This is a genomic window from Nocardia sp. NPDC003345 (genome assembly GCF_053589395.1).
Map to the genome: position 1 here is coordinate 1 of NZ_JBSFRU010000114.1, position 16897 is coordinate 16897.

Sequence of the window (16897 nt, forward strand, 5' to 3'; positions counted from 1 at the left end):
CGGCCTCCGCCGGCGATACCTCCGCCTGCGCTCCGGCCTCCGCCGGCGATACCTCCGCCTGCGCTCCGGCCTCCGCCGGCGATACCTCCGCCAACGCTGCGGCCTCCGCCGAGGATTCCGGCGCTGTTCCGGCTACCGCGAACCGTACGAAACCGCCAGGAGCGTCCTGTGAACTCGACCCTGTGGATGACCCTGCCCTATGTGGCGTTCACCTCCTTCGTGCTCGGCCATATCTGGCGCTACCGCAACGACCAGTTCGGCTGGACGACGCGTTCGTCGCAGATCTACGAATCCCGGCTGCTGCGGCTGGGCAGCCCGCTGTTCCACTTCGGGATGCTCGGAGTGTTCGGCGGGCATGTGATCGGGGTGCTCATTCCCGAATCGTGGACCGCGGCCGTGGGAATCAGCGAACACGTCTACCACGTGGTCGCGGTGAGCGCGGGTACGGTCGCCGGGGTGATGGTGCTCGCCGGTATCGGCATCCTGCTCTACCGCCGGTTCACCGTCCCGGCGGTCCGCAAGGCCACCACCACCAACGACAAGTTCATGTATTTCCTGCTCGGCGGCGCGCTGATCACGGGCATGCTGAACACCGTCGGCAGCAACCTGCTGTGGGGCACCTACAACTACCGGGAGACGGTGTCCCCGTGGTTCCGCAGCCTGTTCACCCTGAGCCCGCAGCCGGAACTGATGGTCGGTACACCCTGGACCTTCCAGGCGCACGGGCTGTTCGTGCTGGTATTGGTCGCGGTCTGGCCGTATACGCGGCTGGTGCACATGTTCTCGGCGCCGGTCGGCTATCTGGTCCGGCCGTACGTGGTGTACCGCAGCAAGGAGACCGCCGGGCCGGACAAGCGCCGCTACGCCCGCGCCTGGGACGCCCCGGTCACGCCGGAACGCTGGGGCTGATTCCGGAGCGGCGTGGCCGGCCGCCGTGCGGCCTCATAGGCGGATGAACTCCACGAGGGTGTCGTCGGGCGCGTCGGCCGGGACCACCACGAGCCCGTCGCGGTCGACCAGCCCGCCGAGATGAGCGGTGCGGATGGCGGCGTCGCCGAGCCAGCCGCCGTCGTCGGCATAGCGGGCGGGCACGATACGGGCCACCGGGCCCGATATCTCGGCGGCGTTGCGCAGCGGGCCGATCGCACGGCGCGTCGGCCGGGCGCCGGTGCGGCCGGCGACGATAGCGGGAACGAGAGCCAGCAGCGTCGCTATCGCGGCGTACGGGTTGCCGGGTAGCCCGAGAACTGTTGTCTCGGAGGGGAGTTCGGCGACAATCGTGGATCCGCCGGGACGCAGGGCCAGCCGGGGCACCAGGATCCGGGAGCCGGCGCGGTCGAGAGCGCCTCGTAACTGGTCGGCCGCGCCGCCGCCGGTGGCGCCCACCACCACCAGCAGATCGCGATCCCCGGCCGTGGCCAGGACCTGGTCGAAACCGTGCGCGGTATCGCGCAGATGCACCCGGTCCAGCGTGACGACCGCGCGCGCGGCCAGCAGGTCCGGCAGGATCGGACCGATCGAATCGCGGGTCTGGCCCGCCTGTAACGGCCCGCTGCTGCGGATCTCGTCGCCGGTCATGACGATCCGGGCCCGGACCGGCCCGCGTACCCGGCCCGCCCCGACCTCCACCGCGGCGGCGGCCGAGACCAGCGCCGGGGTCACCGGGGTGCCGGCTCCGGCGATTTCGTCACCGACGGTGCGGTCCTCGCCGCGCCGGCGGATATCGGAACGCACCGGCGAATCCGGGAGGCGGTGCAGCAACCGGTCCGCGCCCGTACCGGCGAATTCGTCGCGCAGTACCCGGGTGGTGCCCTCGGGGACCTGTGCGCCGGTGGCGATCCGGACCGCCTCACCGGTACGCAGGCCGTCCGCGCGCCGGCCACCGGCGAAACCGATATCGGCGCGCAGCTCCCACGGACCCTCTCCGGCGACGGCATAACCGTCCATCGCCGAGACGTCGAATCGGGGCAGTGCCTCGGCCGCGGTGAGCGGGGTGGCCAGGGCCGCGCCCGGGGCGGTACGGAGTTCGGCGTGCCGGTCGGCCAGCCGGGACAGCCCGGTGCGAAGTACCTCCCGGGCCCGTGCCAGCTCCAGCGGGGCCGGTGCGGCCGCGACGGGATCCAGTGTCGCGCGGGCGGCGTCGACCTCGCCGGGCGTATCGCAATCGTCGACGCCCGCCAAGGGCACGATGGCGCTGCTGGCGGGCACCAGCGCCTTCATCGGCTGGTTCACGACGCTGTCGAGCGCCCGCAGCCGTGCGGCCAGCGGTCCGGTCCGCCAGACGCCGATCAGGTATTGGGGCCGCCCGGACGCGTCGGCGGCGAATACCGCGTCCACCGCGCCGGAGCGCCGGAGTAATTCGGCGACGGCGGTATCGGTGAGGAACGGCAGGTCCGCGGCGAGGATCACCACCTGGGGCGCCGGATCACCCAGGGCGGCCAGTCCGGCGGCCACGGCCGCCACCGGGCCCGACCCCGGTTCGGGTTCCCGGGTCTGCAGCACTCCGGCGGCGAGCTCCGGTCGCGGCGGGCCCACCACGACGGTGCGTCCCAGCGCCGACACCGCGGCCAGCGCGGTGTCCAGCATGGAACGCCCGCCCACGATCAGGCCCGGTTTGTCGACACCGCCCATCCGGCTGGCCCGGCCACCGGCCAGCACGATCACATCGGGGGCCGGTGCAGAATTCGGCATGCGTCCATGCTATTCGCCGTCTGGGACGACCCGGCCGGGTGGCGGTGCGGTGCGGGTCAGGGGAAGCGGTGCCGCGCGGTGCGCAGGTGCACCCGGCCGTCGGTCACCGCGACGCCCTCGGCGGCGAGCAGGCGCAACTGCCGCTCGGTGAGATGGGCCGCGGGCCGGCCGGACGCGCCGATGACCCGATGCCAGGGCAGATCGCCGGCGTCGGTGCGCATGATCCAGCCCACCGTGCGCGGTGTCGACAGCCCGGCCGCCGCGGCGATATCGCCGTAGGTCGCGACCCGCCCCGGCGGGATGGACGCGACCAGATCACGGACCCGTTCTATCTGCTCGTCACTGGTCGGCATCGCGTCCCCTACAGCGCCGCGCGGATCAGTGCCGCGGTCTCCGCGGGCAGGACCTGCGACACCATATGGTCGCAATCCCATTCGTGCACGGTCAGGTGCGCGCCGAGCCGGGCGGACAGGGCGGTACGCAACTCCGGGGTCACGAACGGCGGGTCCACCTTCGTGGCCCGCACCACCACGGTCGGCAGGCCGGGCTCCGGCAGAACCGCCTCCCGGGCCAGCTGACCCCAGTAGGCGATCAGGGCTGCGGTATCGACTCGCCAGCCGACCCGCCCGTTCGCGGTGGGGACCAGATGGTCGTCCAGTTCGGCCTGCAGCAGCCCGGGTGCGGCCGCGCCCCAGCCGGTCGCGAGTTTGTCCATCCGCGCTTCCTCGACATCGGTGTAGTCGGGAGAGCCGAGGGTGGCCGTCGCGATCCCGGCCAGCCAGTGCGGGTCGAGTGCGACCGCCGGGTCCAATAGCACCAGGCCCCGGACCAGCCCGGGATGCCGGTGGGCCAGATGCAGGGCGCACGCGCCGCCGAAGGAATGCGCCACCACCAGCACCGGGTCCGCGGTCTCGGCGGTGACCACCGACACCAGGTCCGCGACCACGGTTTCGAAGTCCCACGGCGGCAGCGCGCTCGACCGGCCGTGTCCGCGCAGGTCCGGAGCCAGCACCCGGACGTCGGGCAGCAACTCCTCGGCCAGCGCCGCCCAGCGCCCGCCGTGACCGGTGAGACCGTGCAGGGCCAGGACCACCGGCCCGGTCGCCGGGCCGAAACGGTGAACATGCAGTGTGGACACAGTGACATTCTCATCGCTGGGCCGGACACCCGCAGCGCGGGTGGGTCCGGCGCGGTGTCGGCCCCGTCTGTTGCAATAGCCCTCGTGGTGCGTTCGGATAGGCCGGTGCGGCTGGTGCGCCGGAAGACATCGGCTCCCCGGGCTCGGACCTGGGGCGCCGGTCTTCGCGCGCTCTTCGCACCCGATCCGCCCGCTACCGCCGCGCAACCCCGGACCGGCCGGGTGTGGCGGGTGCTGGGGGGTCCCGGTACCGGTAAGACCGCCCTGCTGGTGGATGTGGCCGCCGCCCGGATCGCCGGTGGCGCCGATCCGGAATCGATCCTGCTGCTCACCCATTCCAAACAGGCGGCCGCCGCCGCGCGTGACGCGCTCACCGAGCGGCTGGCGCACTGGGACGTCTGCGCGCCGGGGTTCGGCGGTGACGCGCCGGGCGGGTCCGGTGCGGACTCCCCGGCCCCCGATACCGGGCTCTTCGCGCTCGCCGGGCCGGATTCCGCCGATCCGGACCCGGAGAAACCGGAATCCGGCGAACCGGGTGCGGCGGCTGTTCACCCGGGCGGCTTCCCGGGTGCGACCCGGGACCCGCTGGCCCGCACCATCCACTCCTATGCCTTCGGGATCCTGCGCCGTCAGGCCGCCCGGCACGGAAACCCGCCGCCCCGGCTGCTGACCGGCGCCGAACAGGACGCGGTGCTGCGGGAGATGCTGCACGGCGACCTCACCGATATCGCGGCGGGCGCCACCGGTCTCTGGCCGCGCCGCCTGCAACCCGCGCTCGGACTGGCCGGGTTCGCCGACGAACTGCGCGATCTCATGTTGCGTGCCACCGAACGCGGGCTCGGCCCGGAGGACCTGGTGGATCTGGGCCGGCGCCGGGACAGGGAGGACTGGGTGGCGGCCGGCCGGTTCGCCGCCCGCTACGAACAGGCCATGCTGCTGCGCTGGTCGGTGGGGGTCGCGGCGCCCGAGGCGTCGGCACCGGCGCTGAACGCGGCCGAACTGGTCGGGGCGGCGCTGGACGCGCTGGCCGCCGACGCAGAACTGCTGGCGGCCGAACGCGCCCGGCTGCGCTGTCTGCTCGTCGACGACGCGCAGCATCTGGACCCGCAGGCGGCGCTGCTGGTCCGGGTGCTCGCGGCGGGGGCGGGCACCACGGTGGTCGCCGGTGACCCGGACCAGGCCGTCTACACCTTCCGTGGCGCGGATTCCCGGTTCCTCACCGATCTCGAGGTCCCGGCCGCGCGGCGGGTGGTGCTGCATCACAACCATCGCAGCGCACCCGCGGTGCACACCGCGGCCGCGCGGATCGCCGCCCGCCTGCCCGGCAGCGCCGCGCACCGCACCACTCTCGCCGATCTCGGCCCGGACGAACGCGGCGAGAACCCAGGCCCGGCCGGGAACCCGATCCCGGCCGCGGAGGTGCGGGTGCGGGTGCTGGGCAGCCCGGCCAAAGAGGCCTCCCTCATCGCCGACCATCTGCGCCGCGCGCATCTCACCGAAGGTGTCCCGTGGTCACGGATGGCGGTGGTCGTGCGCTCGGTACCGCTGTTGCTGCCGCCGCTGCGGCGCGCGCTGCTGGCGGCCGGGGTGCCGGTACACCGGCCGGTACCCGATACACCGCTGGCCCGCCGGCGCGGTGCCGCCTGGATGCTGCTCGCGCTGCGCGCGGTGCTCGCGAGCGAGGCCACCCGCCGGGGTAGCGGTTCGACCGAATCGCTGTTCGGCCCGGACGAGGCGCTGGACCTGCTGTCCGGCCCGCTCGGCGGCGCCGACCAGATCGGTCTGCGCCGGTTGCGCCGCGGGATCCGCCGCACCACGGTGGAACTCGCACGCGCCGCACCCCCCTCGCCGCAACCGGTCACCACCGCGGAACCACCACCCGCGGAACCACAGCCCGACGAACCAGCGTTCCCGGACCCCGAGGCCGTGGCCGGATCACCCACGGCCGATACACCGCGTGAGCCGTTCGCCGAAGCCGTCCGGCTCGCCGCGGACGCCGACTGGTTCGGGCTGGACCGGGAACATCCGGATAGGGACCCGTGGGAGGGATTGCCTCCGGAACCCGCGGACGAGGACGATCTCCCACCCGACCCGGCCCTGGACCGGCCCGGCCCGCTCGTCTCCGAACCACCGGCCGGGTCCGCGGCGACGGCACCGGGCGAGACCGCCGGCCCGCTCGAAGCCGATGCTCCGGGCCCCGGCTCCGACGCACCGCCCGAGTCCGGGGCGGCAATTCTTGGCGACACCGCAGATCCGGTGCCCCCCGGCGCCGCGGGTGCCCGGCCCGGAGGCGACCCGGTCGATACGAGGACGGCCTCCGAGAAGTCGCCCGGGGCGGCCGAACCGCCACACCTCGACCCGGCCGAAGGCGACCGGGCCGGCGATGATCGGCCGCGCGACTCCGCAGCCGTGGACCCCGAGAGCGCGGGGCCGTGCGGTACCGGCTCGGATACGGAGCAGCCGCCCGTCGCCGATCGGCCGTCCGTGCAATTCCTGCGCGACCTGCTGCTCGGTTCCGGTGACGAACGAATCCTGGCCGGGCTCACCGAAGTGGAACTCGCGCCCCTGAACCGGGCGACCCGTGCCCTGGAGCGGGCCCGCCGGGTGCGGCGCGACGGTGGTGCGCTCGAGGATGTGCTGTGGGCGTTGTGGACCGGCTCACGGCTGGAGAAACGCTGGCTGACGCAGTCCGAACGCGGCGGCGCGGCCGGGGTGCAGGCCGATCGGGATCTGGACGCGGCGGTCGCGCTGTTCGATGCCGCCGCCGCGTACACCGACCGGCTGCCCGGGGCGACCATCGAAGGTTTCGTCGAATATCTCGAGCGCCAGCAGATCGCCCAGGACCGGGCTGCTCCGGCTCGCCGGGAGGAGGCGGTGGATCTGCTCAGTGCCCATGCCGCGGCGGGCCGGGAGTGGGAGATCGTCGCGGTGGCCGGGGTCCAGGAGGGGATCTGGCCCGATCCGAGGCCCCGGGGCACACTGCTGCATACCGAGACCCTGGTCGACGATATCGCCGGCATCACCGAGCGGGTGAGCCGTTCGGCGCCGATCCTGGCCGAGGAGCGCCGCCTGCTGTTCGTGGCCTGTAGCCGGGCGCGGCGGTCGTTGCTGGTCACGGCGGTGGAATCGGTGACCGGGGAACGCGATCTGGTGCCGTCGCGCTTCCTGTCCGAACTGATCGGTGGCGACGGCGACGGCGAGCCCGGGGCCCTGCCGGTCGCCGAACCCGGCCGGGTGCTCGCCCTGCACGCCCTGGTCGCCGAACTGCGGGCCGCCGTCTGCGATCCCGGTGCCGGCGACCGGCGCCGCCGCCGAGCCGCCGAACAGCTGGCCCGGCTGGCACTGGCCGGTATCCCCGGGACGGCGCCCGAGGACTGGTACGGCGTGCCGGGTCTCAGCTCCAGCGAAACGCTCTGGGACGACGACGGTCCCATCGCGTTGTCGCCCTCGACGGTGGAACTGCTGCGCACCTGCCCGCTGCGCTGGGCGCTGGAACGTAACGGTGGTTCCGACGGCGAGAACCCCTACGCCGTGAAGGGCACCCTGGTGCACACCCTCGTGCAGGCGCTGGCCGGCCGGGTCCCGCTCGACGAGGTACGGGCCGAACTGGTCCGGAGCTGGCCGGCGATCGATCCGGAGGCGGGCTGGCATTCCCGGCAGGAACTGCGCCGCACCGAGGCCATGCTGGACGCTTTCGTGGCCTGGGTGCGCACCACCCGCGGGGAACTCACCCAGGCCGGTATCGAGGTGCCCGTCGACTGTGTTCTGCCGGGCACGCCGGAGGTGCGGATCCGGGGCCGGATCGACCGGCTGGAACGCGACGAGCACGGCCGGTTCGTCATCGTGGATGTGAAAACCGGCAAGAACCCCGTCACCGAAGCGGACGCGGCCCAGCACGCCCAGCTCGCGACCTATCAGGTGGCGGCCGCCGCCGGCGTGCTGCACGAGGACGGCCCGGACGCCGAGGCCGGTGCGGATACCGCCGAACCGGGTGGCGCGCGGCTGGTCTACGTGGCCGCCCCCGGGGCCACCGGCGTCGCCAAGGAACGGGTCCAGTCGCCGCTGGACTCCGAGGCACTGGAAGCCTGGCGCGAGACCGTGCACGACGCCGCCGCGGCCACCGAGGGCCCGGGTTTCCTGGCCATCCGCAACGAGGGTTGCCGCCACTGTTCGGTGAAGAACAGCTGCCCGGTGCAGGACGCCGGGCGTCAGGTGACCGACGAGTGAGCGCCCGGGTCACGCCGGGGCAATTGGCCGAGGCGCTCGGCCTGCCGCCGCCGACCGCCGAACAGGAAGCGGTGATCGCCGCGCCCGCGGGTCCGGTGCTGGTGGTGGCGGGGGCGGGTGCGGGTAAGACGGAGACGATGGCCGCCCGGGTCGTCTGGATGGTCGCCAACCGGCTGGTCACCCCGGAGGAAGTGCTCGGGCTCACCTTCACCCGCAAGGCCGCCCAGCAGCTCACCGCCCGGATCCGGACCCGTCTCGCGCGCCTGGCCGGATCCCGGCTGCTACGCGATCTCGACCCGACCGGAGAATTGCGCGCGGTGCTGGCCGGGGCGGAACCCGAGATCAGCACCTACCACTCCTACGCCGGACGGTTGCTCGGCGAACACGGACTGCTGCTGCCGGTGGAACCCTCGGCGGCCCTGCTCACCGAGACCCAGCTGTGGCAGCTCGCGCACCAGGTGGTGCGCGGCTGGGACGGTGATCTCGAGACCGAACGGTCGCCGCTCACCGTGACCGAGGCGGTGCTCGCGCTGTCCGGGCAGCTCGCCGAACACCTGGTGGAACCCGAGCAACTCGCCGAAGCCCACACCGAATTGGAAAAACTCGTGCATACGCTGCCGCCCGGCCCACGCCAGCGCGGCGGGCCGACCAAGGAACTGCTCGCGGTGCTGCGGGCCCAGCGGGAACGGGTCGCGCTGCTCCCGCTGGTCCGGCAGTTACGGGAAACGCTGCACCAGCGCGGGGCACTGGATTTCGGCGCCCAGATGTCGCTGGCGGCGCGGCTGGCCGCCGAACATCCCGAAGTGGCCGCCGCCGAACGCGGACGTTTCCGGCTGGTGCTGCTCGACGAGTACCAGGACACCGGTCACGCGCAGCGGATCCTGCTGTCGGCACTGTTCGGCGCCGGTTATCCGGCCGAACGCGCCGGGCCCCGCCGCAACCATCCGCGGCCACCGGCGGTGACCGCGGTCGGCGATCCGATGCAGTCCATCTACGGCTGGCGCGGGGCGTCGGCGGCCAACCTGCCCCGGTTCACCACCGATTTCCCGCGCGGTCCCGGCGACCCGGCGCCGATACTGCCGCTGCTCACCAGCTGGCGTAATCCGCCGGAGGCGCTGGAGCTGGCCAATATGGTCGTCGAACCGCTGCGCGCGGCCGCCCGGTCCGGCGGCGGGGTGACGGTGGACCCGCTGCGGGCCCGCCCGGGGGCCGAACCCGGTGTCGTCGCACTCGCGCTCACCGCGACGGTCGCCGACGAGCGACGCTGGATCGCCGAACGGGTCGCGGCGCAATGGCACCGCGCCGCCGAGAACGGAGCGCCGCCGCCCACTTCCGCGGTCCTCATCCGGCGCAACGCCGACGCCGCCGAACTCGCCGAACAACTGCGCGCCCAGGGCCTGCCGGTGGAGATCGTGGGCCTGGGCGGTCTGCTCTCGACCCCCGAGGTCGCCGATATCGTCGCCACCCTGCGTCTCATCGCCGACCCCGCCGCCGGCAGCGCCGCCGTCCGGATTCTCACCGGCGCCCGCTGGCGGCTCGGCATGGCCGATCTCGCGGCGCTGGCCCGGCGGGCCCGGGAGCTCTCGATCGGGCACGAACCCGCCGCCGATATCACCGACGCCGCGGCGCTGGCCGCCGCACTGCACGAAGTCGCGCCCGAACCCGCCGAACGCGCGGGCCTGGCCGACGCCGTCGCCGACCCCGGTCCGCCGGACCGGTATTCGGCTGCCGGTCATCGCCGCCTCACCGTGCTGGGCCGGGAACTGGCCGCGCTGCGGGAACGGGCCGGGCAGCCACTCACCGAACTGGTCGCCGATGTGGAGCGCACGATCGGCGTGGGGGTCGAAACACAGGCGCGCCGGGCATCGGCCGGATCCGGGGCCGGGCGCGAACATCTCGACGCCTTCGCCGAGGTGGTCGCCGGATACGCCGGCGATACCGGGGCCACTCTCGGCGGGCTGCTCGCGTTTCTGGCTGCGGCCGAATCGGTGGAGAACGGACTGGAACCGGGGGAGGTGGAGGTCGCGCCGGACCGGGTCCAGGTGCTGACCGTGCACGCCGCCAAGGGGCTGGAATGGGAGGTCGTCGCGGTACCGCACATCACTCGCGATGTGTTCCCGTCCACCCGGGGCGCCAACACCTGGCTCGGCGCGCTGGCCGAACTCCCGACCTCGCTGCGCGGCGACCGGGCCACCGCGGACTCGCCGGACGGCGTACCTGTCCTGGATCTCGGCGACCTCACCGACCGCTCGGACCTGCAACGCGGGCTCAACGCGCACAAGGAGGCGCTGGCCCGCCGCCGCCTCGACGAAGACCGGCGGCTGTTCTACGTGGCACTCACCCGGACCGAACGGGTGCTGCTGGTCTCGGCCCACCACTGGGCCGAAACCGGTGACAAACCGAAAGGCCCGTCGGAATTCCTGCTGGAGGTGCGGGCCGCCGCCGAGCTCCCCGGCAGCGGAGTGGAAACCGCGGTCTGGGAAGAGGCCCCCGAGCCGGGCGAATCCAACCCGCTCACCGGCACCCCGGTCACGGCGGCCTGGCCCGGCGATCCGCTGGGTGCGCGCCGCGCGGATATCGAAGCGGGTGCGGCGCTGGTACACACCGCCCTGGCCGGTCTCGCCGCCGGAACCGCCGATCCGGGCTCCGAGGACGACGCCGACGATCCCGACGGCTGGACGGCCGATGTCGACGCACTGCTCGCCGAGTATCGGGCCGGCGCGGCGGCGGCCACCGAGGTGGAACTCCCCGCCCAGCTGCCGGCCACGGCGCTGGTGGAGATGCGGGCCGACCCGCACCGCCTCGCCGCGCGGTTGCGCCGTCCACTGCCGTATCCGCCCAACCCGCTCGCGCGCCGCGGAACCGCGTTCCACGCCTGGGTGCAGCGCTGGTTCGCCACCGATCAGCTGCCCGGCCTGGACGATCTGCCCGGCGCGGCCGATTCCGGGGCCGCGGCCGACGCCGAAATGGCCCGGATGCAGGAGGCGTTCCTGTCCTCACCGTGGTCCGCGCGCCGGCCGGTGGAGATCGAGGTGCCGTTCGAGACAACCCTCGCCGGAGTGGTGATCCGGGGCCGGATGGACGCGGTCTTCGCCGAACCGGATGGCCGCTGGACGATCGTCGACTGGAAAACCGGCGCCGAACCCCGTCCGGCGGAGGAACCCGCGGTGGCGGTGCAGCTGGCGGTCTACCGGCTGGCCTGGGCCCGGTTGCTGGCGGCCCGCACGGGCGAATCCGAGGACCGGATTCTCGGGCGGGTCGGCGCGGCCTTCCATTACGTCCGGACCGGCCGGACCGTATCGCCGCGCGGGCTGCCGGGGCCGGCGGAACTCGCGGCCCTGCTCACCGACACCACCGCGCCGGACCGCGCAGGACCGGACGAAGCGCCCGGCCGGTAGGCCGGACCGCTCAGCGCGGTGGGTTCGAGCGGCTCACCGTGAGCGCCTGGGTGATCATCGGCAGCTGCAACGGCAGCCGCAGTATCGAGGCCGCCGTCAGCAGCCGCGGGGTCCGCGGGTCGCGCAGCGAATCCACCACCAGCTGGATATTGGCCGGGAACACCGCGACGAACAGCAGCGCGGCCAGCCGGCCGGCGAGCGGGCGGGTCCGCGGCACCAGCAGCGCTGTACCGACACCGATTTCGGCGACCCCGGACCAGTATGTGTAGGACCGGGCCTTACCCGGCAACCGCGGTGGAACGATCGCATCGAAGAACTTCGGTGCGACGAAATGCATGACCCCGGCTCCCAGGAGCAGCGCGGCCAGGCGCAACGCGGGAACGCGGCCGGAATCGGGAGTAACCGAGGGCGAGAGATCTGCCATGACCCCACCCTAGAGATCCCCGCCGGACACGCGCCCGGCGTTCCGCCGGACCAGCGGGTAGGCTCCCGAGCTGTGTCGGAGGGACTGACAGCAGTGCAGCGGCGTAAAGCCCGGGGCGGTCGATGGAATCGCCGGTGAATTCGCGTTTCGCGCAACTCGGCGGACGGGCGCGGCTGGGGGCGGGGGCGGACCGGCCCGATTTCGCGCTGGTCGGTCTGCTGCGTATCCCGGAGGCGCAGAGTAGTCCGTGGATCTCGCTGTGGCGGCGGGTCCTGTTCGCGATCGGGCTGCTGTGCCTGGCTGCGCTGGTCGTCTATCTCGGCCGCGACGGCTACCGCGACAACGCCGACGATTCGGTGACCCTGCTGGACGCCTTCTATTACGCGACGGTGTCCCTGTCCACCACCGGGTACGGCGATATCGCCCCGGTCACCCCGTCGGCACGCCTGGTGAACATCTTCGTCATCACCCCGTTGCGCGTGCTGTTCCTCATCGTCCTGGTCGGCACCACCCTGGCCGTGCTCACCGAACGTTCCCGCCAGGCCTTGAAGATCCAGCGTTGGAGGCGCACCGTGCGTAATCACACCGTCGTGGTCGGCTACGGCACCAAGGGCCGCACCGCTATCGACGCCATGCTCGGCGACGGCGTCGCGCCCGCCGATATCGTGGTCGTCGACACCGACGCGGTGAGCCTGGAAGCCGCGTCCACCGCCGGCCTGGTCACCGTGCACGGATCCGCGACCCAGTCGGATGTACTGCGGCTGGCGGGCGTGCAGAACGCGACCTCGGTCATTGTCGCCACCAACCGGGACGACACCGCGGTCCTGGTCACCCTGACCGCGCGCGAACTCACCAAGAAGGCCAAGATCGTCGCCTCCATCCGGGAATCGGAGAACACTCATCTGCTGCGGCAGTCCGGCGCCGATTCGGTGGTGGTGTCCTCGGAGACCACCGGGCGGCTGCTCGGTATCGCCACCACGACCCCCAGCGTGGTGGAGATGATGGAGGATCTCCTCACGCCCGAACACGGTTTCGCCGTCGCCGAACGTGAGGTCGAGCCCGGCGAGGTGGGCGGTTCGCCGCGTCATCTCAGCGATATCGTGCTGGGCGTGGTGCGTGCCGGGGAGCTGATCCGGGTCGGCGAATCGGAGGCCGACGCCCTGGAATCCGGCGACAAACTGCTCTACATCCGCCGGGCCCGCTGACCCGGCGACCGCGCTCGAGCGGCCGCGTTACGCTCGGAGGCGTGGCGTCATTCCAGCTCAATCAACTCCCTCTGCTCTCTCGATCAGCACTCGATCGCGCCGACCACCTACGCTCCGACGAGCGCGCGCTGAAGGAAGGCTGGCCCACCGCCCGGCTGCTCCGGGTCGGCCGGGGTGGCGCGGTGCGCTACGAAGAGGGGGCGCTGATCTGGGATCGGGCCCTCGATCTCGCCGCCGAACCCAGCCCGGACGCGGTATTCCTCGGCGTCGACGCGGGCGTACACCTGTGGGCGGTCCGTGATATCGAACTCACCGGCTCGCTGCGGGATCTGCGGCGCCTCGCCGATACCGCGATCGACGATTTCACCGCCGGAGTGCTGTCTGCGGCCCTCGCCCTGATCAACTGGCACTCCTCGGCCGCGTTCCACGGTGCCGACGGCAGCCCCACCCGTCCCGCGAAGGGCGGCTGGTCCCGGATCGCCGAGGACGGCCGGGAAGATTTCCCGCGTACCGACCCCGCGGTCATCTGCCTGATCCACGACGGCGACGACCGGGTGCTGCTGGGCCGGCAGCAGAGCTGGCCGGAGACGATGTTCTCGTTGCTGGCCGGGTTCGTGGAGGCGGGTGAATCCCTGGAACGCTGTGTCGAACGGGAGATGCGCGAGGAGGTCGGGCTCGACGTCACCGATATCCAGTATCTGGGCAGCCAGCCGTGGCCCTTCCCGCGTTCGCTGATGCTCGGGTTCTGTGCCCTGGCAGATCCGGGGCAGCCGCTGGTCTTCAGCGACGGCGAGATCGCGGAGGCGCATTGGTTCAGCCGCGCCGAGGTACGCGAGGCCCTCGCGGCCGGAGCCTGGCGGACCCGGCCCGAGCAGGGGGATACCGGCGGTCCGCGCCTGCTCTTGCCCGGGGCGGTATCGATCGCTCGCACGATCGTGGAGTCGTGGGTCGCGGCGGGAGAGCCCGCGAAACCGGAATGAGGCTCCCGGTCCGCGGCCCCGCCGGAGCGGGTTTGTTCGCCCGTCGCGAAGCCGCGCCGCTGCGGCGGACCGGCCGGTTCGTCGCGCCTACTATGGACTACATGCAGCTTCTCGAAGCGCCGACCGGCCGAGCCGGTTCGTGCGCGCTCACCGGATACCGCCCGGACGCGAAACCGGCGGGTGAGGCGGAATGAGCGATCTCCCGTTCGGATTCTCGCAAGGAGGCGACGACGACGACCGCAGTCGCGGCGACAAACCGGGTGGCGGCGGTAACGATCCGTTCGGCTTCGGCGGCGCCGGGTTCGACCCGGCCTCGCTCGGGCAGATGCTCACCTCGCTGGGACAGATGCTCAGCGGCATGGGTCAGGGCGTGACCGGTGGTGGCAGCGGTCCGGTCAACTACGACGTGGCCAAGCGGCTGGCGCGTCAGCAGCTGGGCGCCACCGTGCCGCCGGTGTCCAGTGGCAGCGCCGCGGCCGTGGCCGACGCGGGCCATCTCGCCGAACTCTGGCTCGACGACGCGACCACCTTCCCCGCCGGTGCGACGAGCACCGTCGCCTGGACGGCCAACGACTGGATCGAGAAAACACTGCCCACCTGGCAGCGGCTCTGCGATCCGGTGGCCCAGCAGATCTCCGGCATGTGGACCGCCGGGCTCCCGGAAGAGGCCCGGGATATGGCCGGTCCGATGATGGGGATGCTGGGTCAGATGGGTGGTCTGGCGTTCGGCTCCCAGCTCGGTCAGGCGCTGGGCCAGCTGGCCAAGGAGGTGCTGACCGGTACCGATATCGGCCTGCCGCTCGGCCCGGCCGGTACCGCGGCCCTGCTGCCCACCGCGATCTCGGAGTTCTCCGAGGGGCTGGAGCAGCCGGAGAGCGAGATCCTGGTGTTCCTCGCCGCCCGTGAGGTGGCCCATCAGCGCCTCTTCGTGCACGTACCGTGGCTGCGCCAGCAGGTGCTGGGCGCGGTGGAGGATTACGCGCGCGGTATCACCATGGATTTCTCGGCGCTGGAGGAAACCGCTCGTAACCTGGACCCCTCCGCGCTCACCGATCCGTCCAAGCTCGAGGAGATCCTGTCCCAGGGCAGCTTCGAACCGCAGACCACGCCCGAGCAGAAGCAGGCGCTGGAGCGGCTGGAGACCCTGCTGGCGCTCATCGAGGGCTGGGTGCAGGTGGTCGTGGCGGCCGCCGTCGGCGACCGGCTGCCCGGGGCGGGCGCGCTGGCGGAGACGCTGCGCCGCCGTCGCGCCACCGGCGGCCCGGCGGAGCAGACCTTCGCGACCCTCGTCGGCCTGGAACTGCGTCCGCGCAAACTCCGCGAGGCGGCCACCCTGTGGCAGCGGTTGACCGACGACGCCGGGATGGCCGCGCGTGACGGAGTATGGGCACACCCGGATCTGCTGCCCGATGCCTCGGATCTGGACACCCCCGCCGCCTTCATCGATTCGGTGATCGGTGGCGGAACCGGGGCCTTCGACGATCCGCTGGCCCAGCTCGCCGCCACCGAGGCCGCCGAGCGCGCCGAGGCCGCATCGGCGTCCGCTGCCGAAACCGACGCGGAGCCGGAGAGCGACGGGCCGGATTCGGCGCCGGACGATCCGGACACCGGCCGGAAGTAGCGCGCGGCGGGCACGCGATTGCGCGCGAGTTCGGAGGTGTTGCGGCGGATGGTCGCCGGATAGCCACTGAACTGCGATTATGGAGTTGTCCACAGGCTCGATGGCTGTGGACAACTCTGTTTTCCGGGGCCGGTGCCGCGTGATGGCGCTCGCATACTGCCCCTATGACGACGACCCTTCGGCCCCGCGGGCCACTCCTGCACCCCCGGGTGCCGATCCTGGTGCGGTCCACCGGTCAGGTGCAGCTCGGCTGGGATCCCGACAGCGCGGTCCTGTGCGAGGCGCCGGGCCTCGAGACCCCGCAGGTACTCGGTTTCCTGCGCCTGCTCGACGGCCTCAACAGCCGGCCACAGGTGATCTGGCAGGCCAGGGTGCTGGGCCTGCAACCGCGGCAGGCCACCGCCCTGTTCGAGGCGATCGACGCCGCGGGCCTGCTCGTCCATCCGCCCGCACCGGCCGGGCGGGTGCGCTCCATCCGGGTGCACGGAGTGGGTCCGCTGGCGGAGGCGATAGCCGCGGGTCTGCGTGAGCTCGGCATCCGTGCCGCCCGCTCACGCGGCCGCCCCGGGGAGCGCGAGATCGCCGCCGATCTGGTGGTGCTGGCGGACGCCTTCATCCCCGATCCGCGGCTCGTGCGTGAACTGTCTCATGCGGGCACCGCCCACCTGGTCGTCCGCTTGCGGGACGGGAAGGGACTGGTGGGGCCGCTGGTGCTGCCCGGACGTACGAGTTGCCTGCGCTGCGCCGATCTCACCCGCTGCGACCACGACGCCGAATGGCCGCGGCTGGCCGCGCAACTGCTGGGCCGGATGGGCCACGCCAGCCCGGCCGGAATCGCCGCCGTGGCCGCCCTGGCGCTGGGTGAACTGGAGACCATCGTCGCCTGTGAACCCGGTCGTCCGCCGGAAACGCTGAACCGGACCCTCGAACTCGATCTCGATACCCGCCACCTGAGCCGCCGTCCCTGGCTCCCGCATATCCGCTGCGGATGCCTGGCGAGTACGCCGATCGGGGTGTTGTGATGACACTCACACTCGCCGGGGCGGTGGTAAATCTCTTCGCTTTTCCGTGGCAGACCCGCCGCTTCGTCGGCCATGATGGGGGAGTGTCTGAGATCGTGCGCCGGCCCATGTCCCGCAATGCGAAGTTGGCCAAGATTCCCCTCGGGGTCGCCGGCCGTGCGGCGGTGGGCTTCGGTAAGAAGCTCGCCGGG

General features: G+C 72.6%; 12 protein-coding genes. 8 read left to right on the plus strand and 4 right to left on the minus strand.

What is annotated here, in order from left to right:
- Positions 1 to 168 precede the first annotated feature (168 nt).
- Positions 169 to 909, plus strand: coding sequence for a respiratory nitrate reductase subunit gamma (narI, locus tag ACWDU1_RS15130; protein ID WP_449998903.1), 741 nt, complete (start codon positions 169 to 171; stop codon positions 907 to 909).
- Between the two features lie 33 nt (positions 910 to 942).
- On the opposite strand, the gene ACWDU1_RS15135 is transcribed toward narI, so the two are convergent.
- Genes ACWDU1_RS15135 through ACWDU1_RS15145 form a run of 3 tightly spaced genes read right to left on the minus strand, consistent with a single transcriptional unit; the run spans position 943 to position 3829 of the window.
- Positions 943 to 2691, minus strand: coding sequence for an NTP transferase domain-containing protein (locus tag ACWDU1_RS15135; RefSeq protein WP_449998905.1), 1749 nt, complete (start codon positions 2689 to 2691; stop codon positions 943 to 945).
- 56 nt (positions 2692 to 2747) lie between these two features.
- Positions 2748 to 3044: an MGMT family protein gene (locus ACWDU1_RS15140; protein WP_449998907.1), complete on the minus strand. Its 297-nt coding sequence runs from the start codon at positions 3042 to 3044 to the stop codon at positions 2748 to 2750.
- Between the two features lie 8 nt (positions 3045 to 3052).
- A complete protein-coding gene (locus ACWDU1_RS15145) occupies positions 3053 to 3829 on the minus strand; it encodes an alpha/beta fold hydrolase (RefSeq protein ID WP_449998909.1) in 777 nt (258 codons plus the stop codon).
- An 84-nt stretch (positions 3830 to 3913) separates the two neighbouring features.
- On the opposite strand from ACWDU1_RS15145, the gene ACWDU1_RS15150 reads away from it, so the two are divergent.
- Positions 3914 to 8056, plus strand: coding sequence for a PD-(D/E)XK nuclease family protein (locus ACWDU1_RS15150; protein WP_449998911.1), 4143 nt, complete (start codon positions 3914 to 3916; stop codon positions 8054 to 8056).
- On the plus strand, positions 8053 to 11454 hold the full coding sequence (locus ACWDU1_RS15155; protein ID WP_449998913.1) for an ATP-dependent helicase: 3402 nt from the start codon (positions 8053 to 8055) through the stop codon (positions 11452 to 11454). Before ACWDU1_RS15150 ends, ACWDU1_RS15155 begins: the two co-directional genes overlap by 4 nt.
- Before the next feature lie 10 nt (positions 11455 to 11464).
- Here ACWDU1_RS15155 and ACWDU1_RS15160 read toward each other — a convergent pair whose 3' ends face one another.
- Positions 11465 to 11878: a DoxX family protein gene (locus tag ACWDU1_RS15160; protein ID WP_449998914.1), complete on the minus strand. Its 414-nt coding sequence runs from the start codon at positions 11876 to 11878 to the stop codon at positions 11465 to 11467.
- A gap of 134 nt (positions 11879 to 12012) precedes the next feature.
- On the opposite strand from ACWDU1_RS15160, the gene ACWDU1_RS15165 reads away from it, so the two are divergent.
- The 5 genes from ACWDU1_RS15165 to ACWDU1_RS15185 form a co-directional block, all read left to right on the plus strand.
- Complete coding sequence (locus tag ACWDU1_RS15165) at positions 12013 to 13083, plus strand: potassium channel family protein (RefSeq protein ID WP_449998915.1); 1071 nt, start codon at positions 12013 to 12015, stop codon at positions 13081 to 13083.
- A 41-nt stretch (positions 13084 to 13124) separates the two neighbouring features.
- Positions 13125 to 14063 (plus strand): NAD(+) diphosphatase, encoded by a 939-nt coding sequence (gene nudC, locus ACWDU1_RS15170; protein WP_449998917.1) that lies wholly within the window; start codon positions 13125 to 13127, stop codon positions 14061 to 14063.
- Positions 14064 to 14253: 190 nt separating this feature from the next.
- Positions 14254 to 15684, plus strand: a complete 1431-nt coding sequence (locus ACWDU1_RS15175; protein ID WP_449998919.1) for a zinc-dependent metalloprotease — start codon at positions 14254 to 14256, stop codon at positions 15682 to 15684.
- A gap of 164 nt (positions 15685 to 15848) precedes the next feature.
- A complete protein-coding gene (locus tag ACWDU1_RS15180; RefSeq protein WP_449998920.1) occupies positions 15849 to 16706 on the plus strand; it encodes a TOMM precursor leader peptide-binding protein in 858 nt (285 codons plus the stop codon).
- Positions 16706 to 16897, plus strand: a 192-nt coding sequence (locus tag ACWDU1_RS15185; RefSeq protein ID WP_449998922.1) for a hypothetical protein, incomplete at its 3' end; no start/stop codon positions are given. The genes ACWDU1_RS15180 and ACWDU1_RS15185, both read left to right, overlap by 1 nt.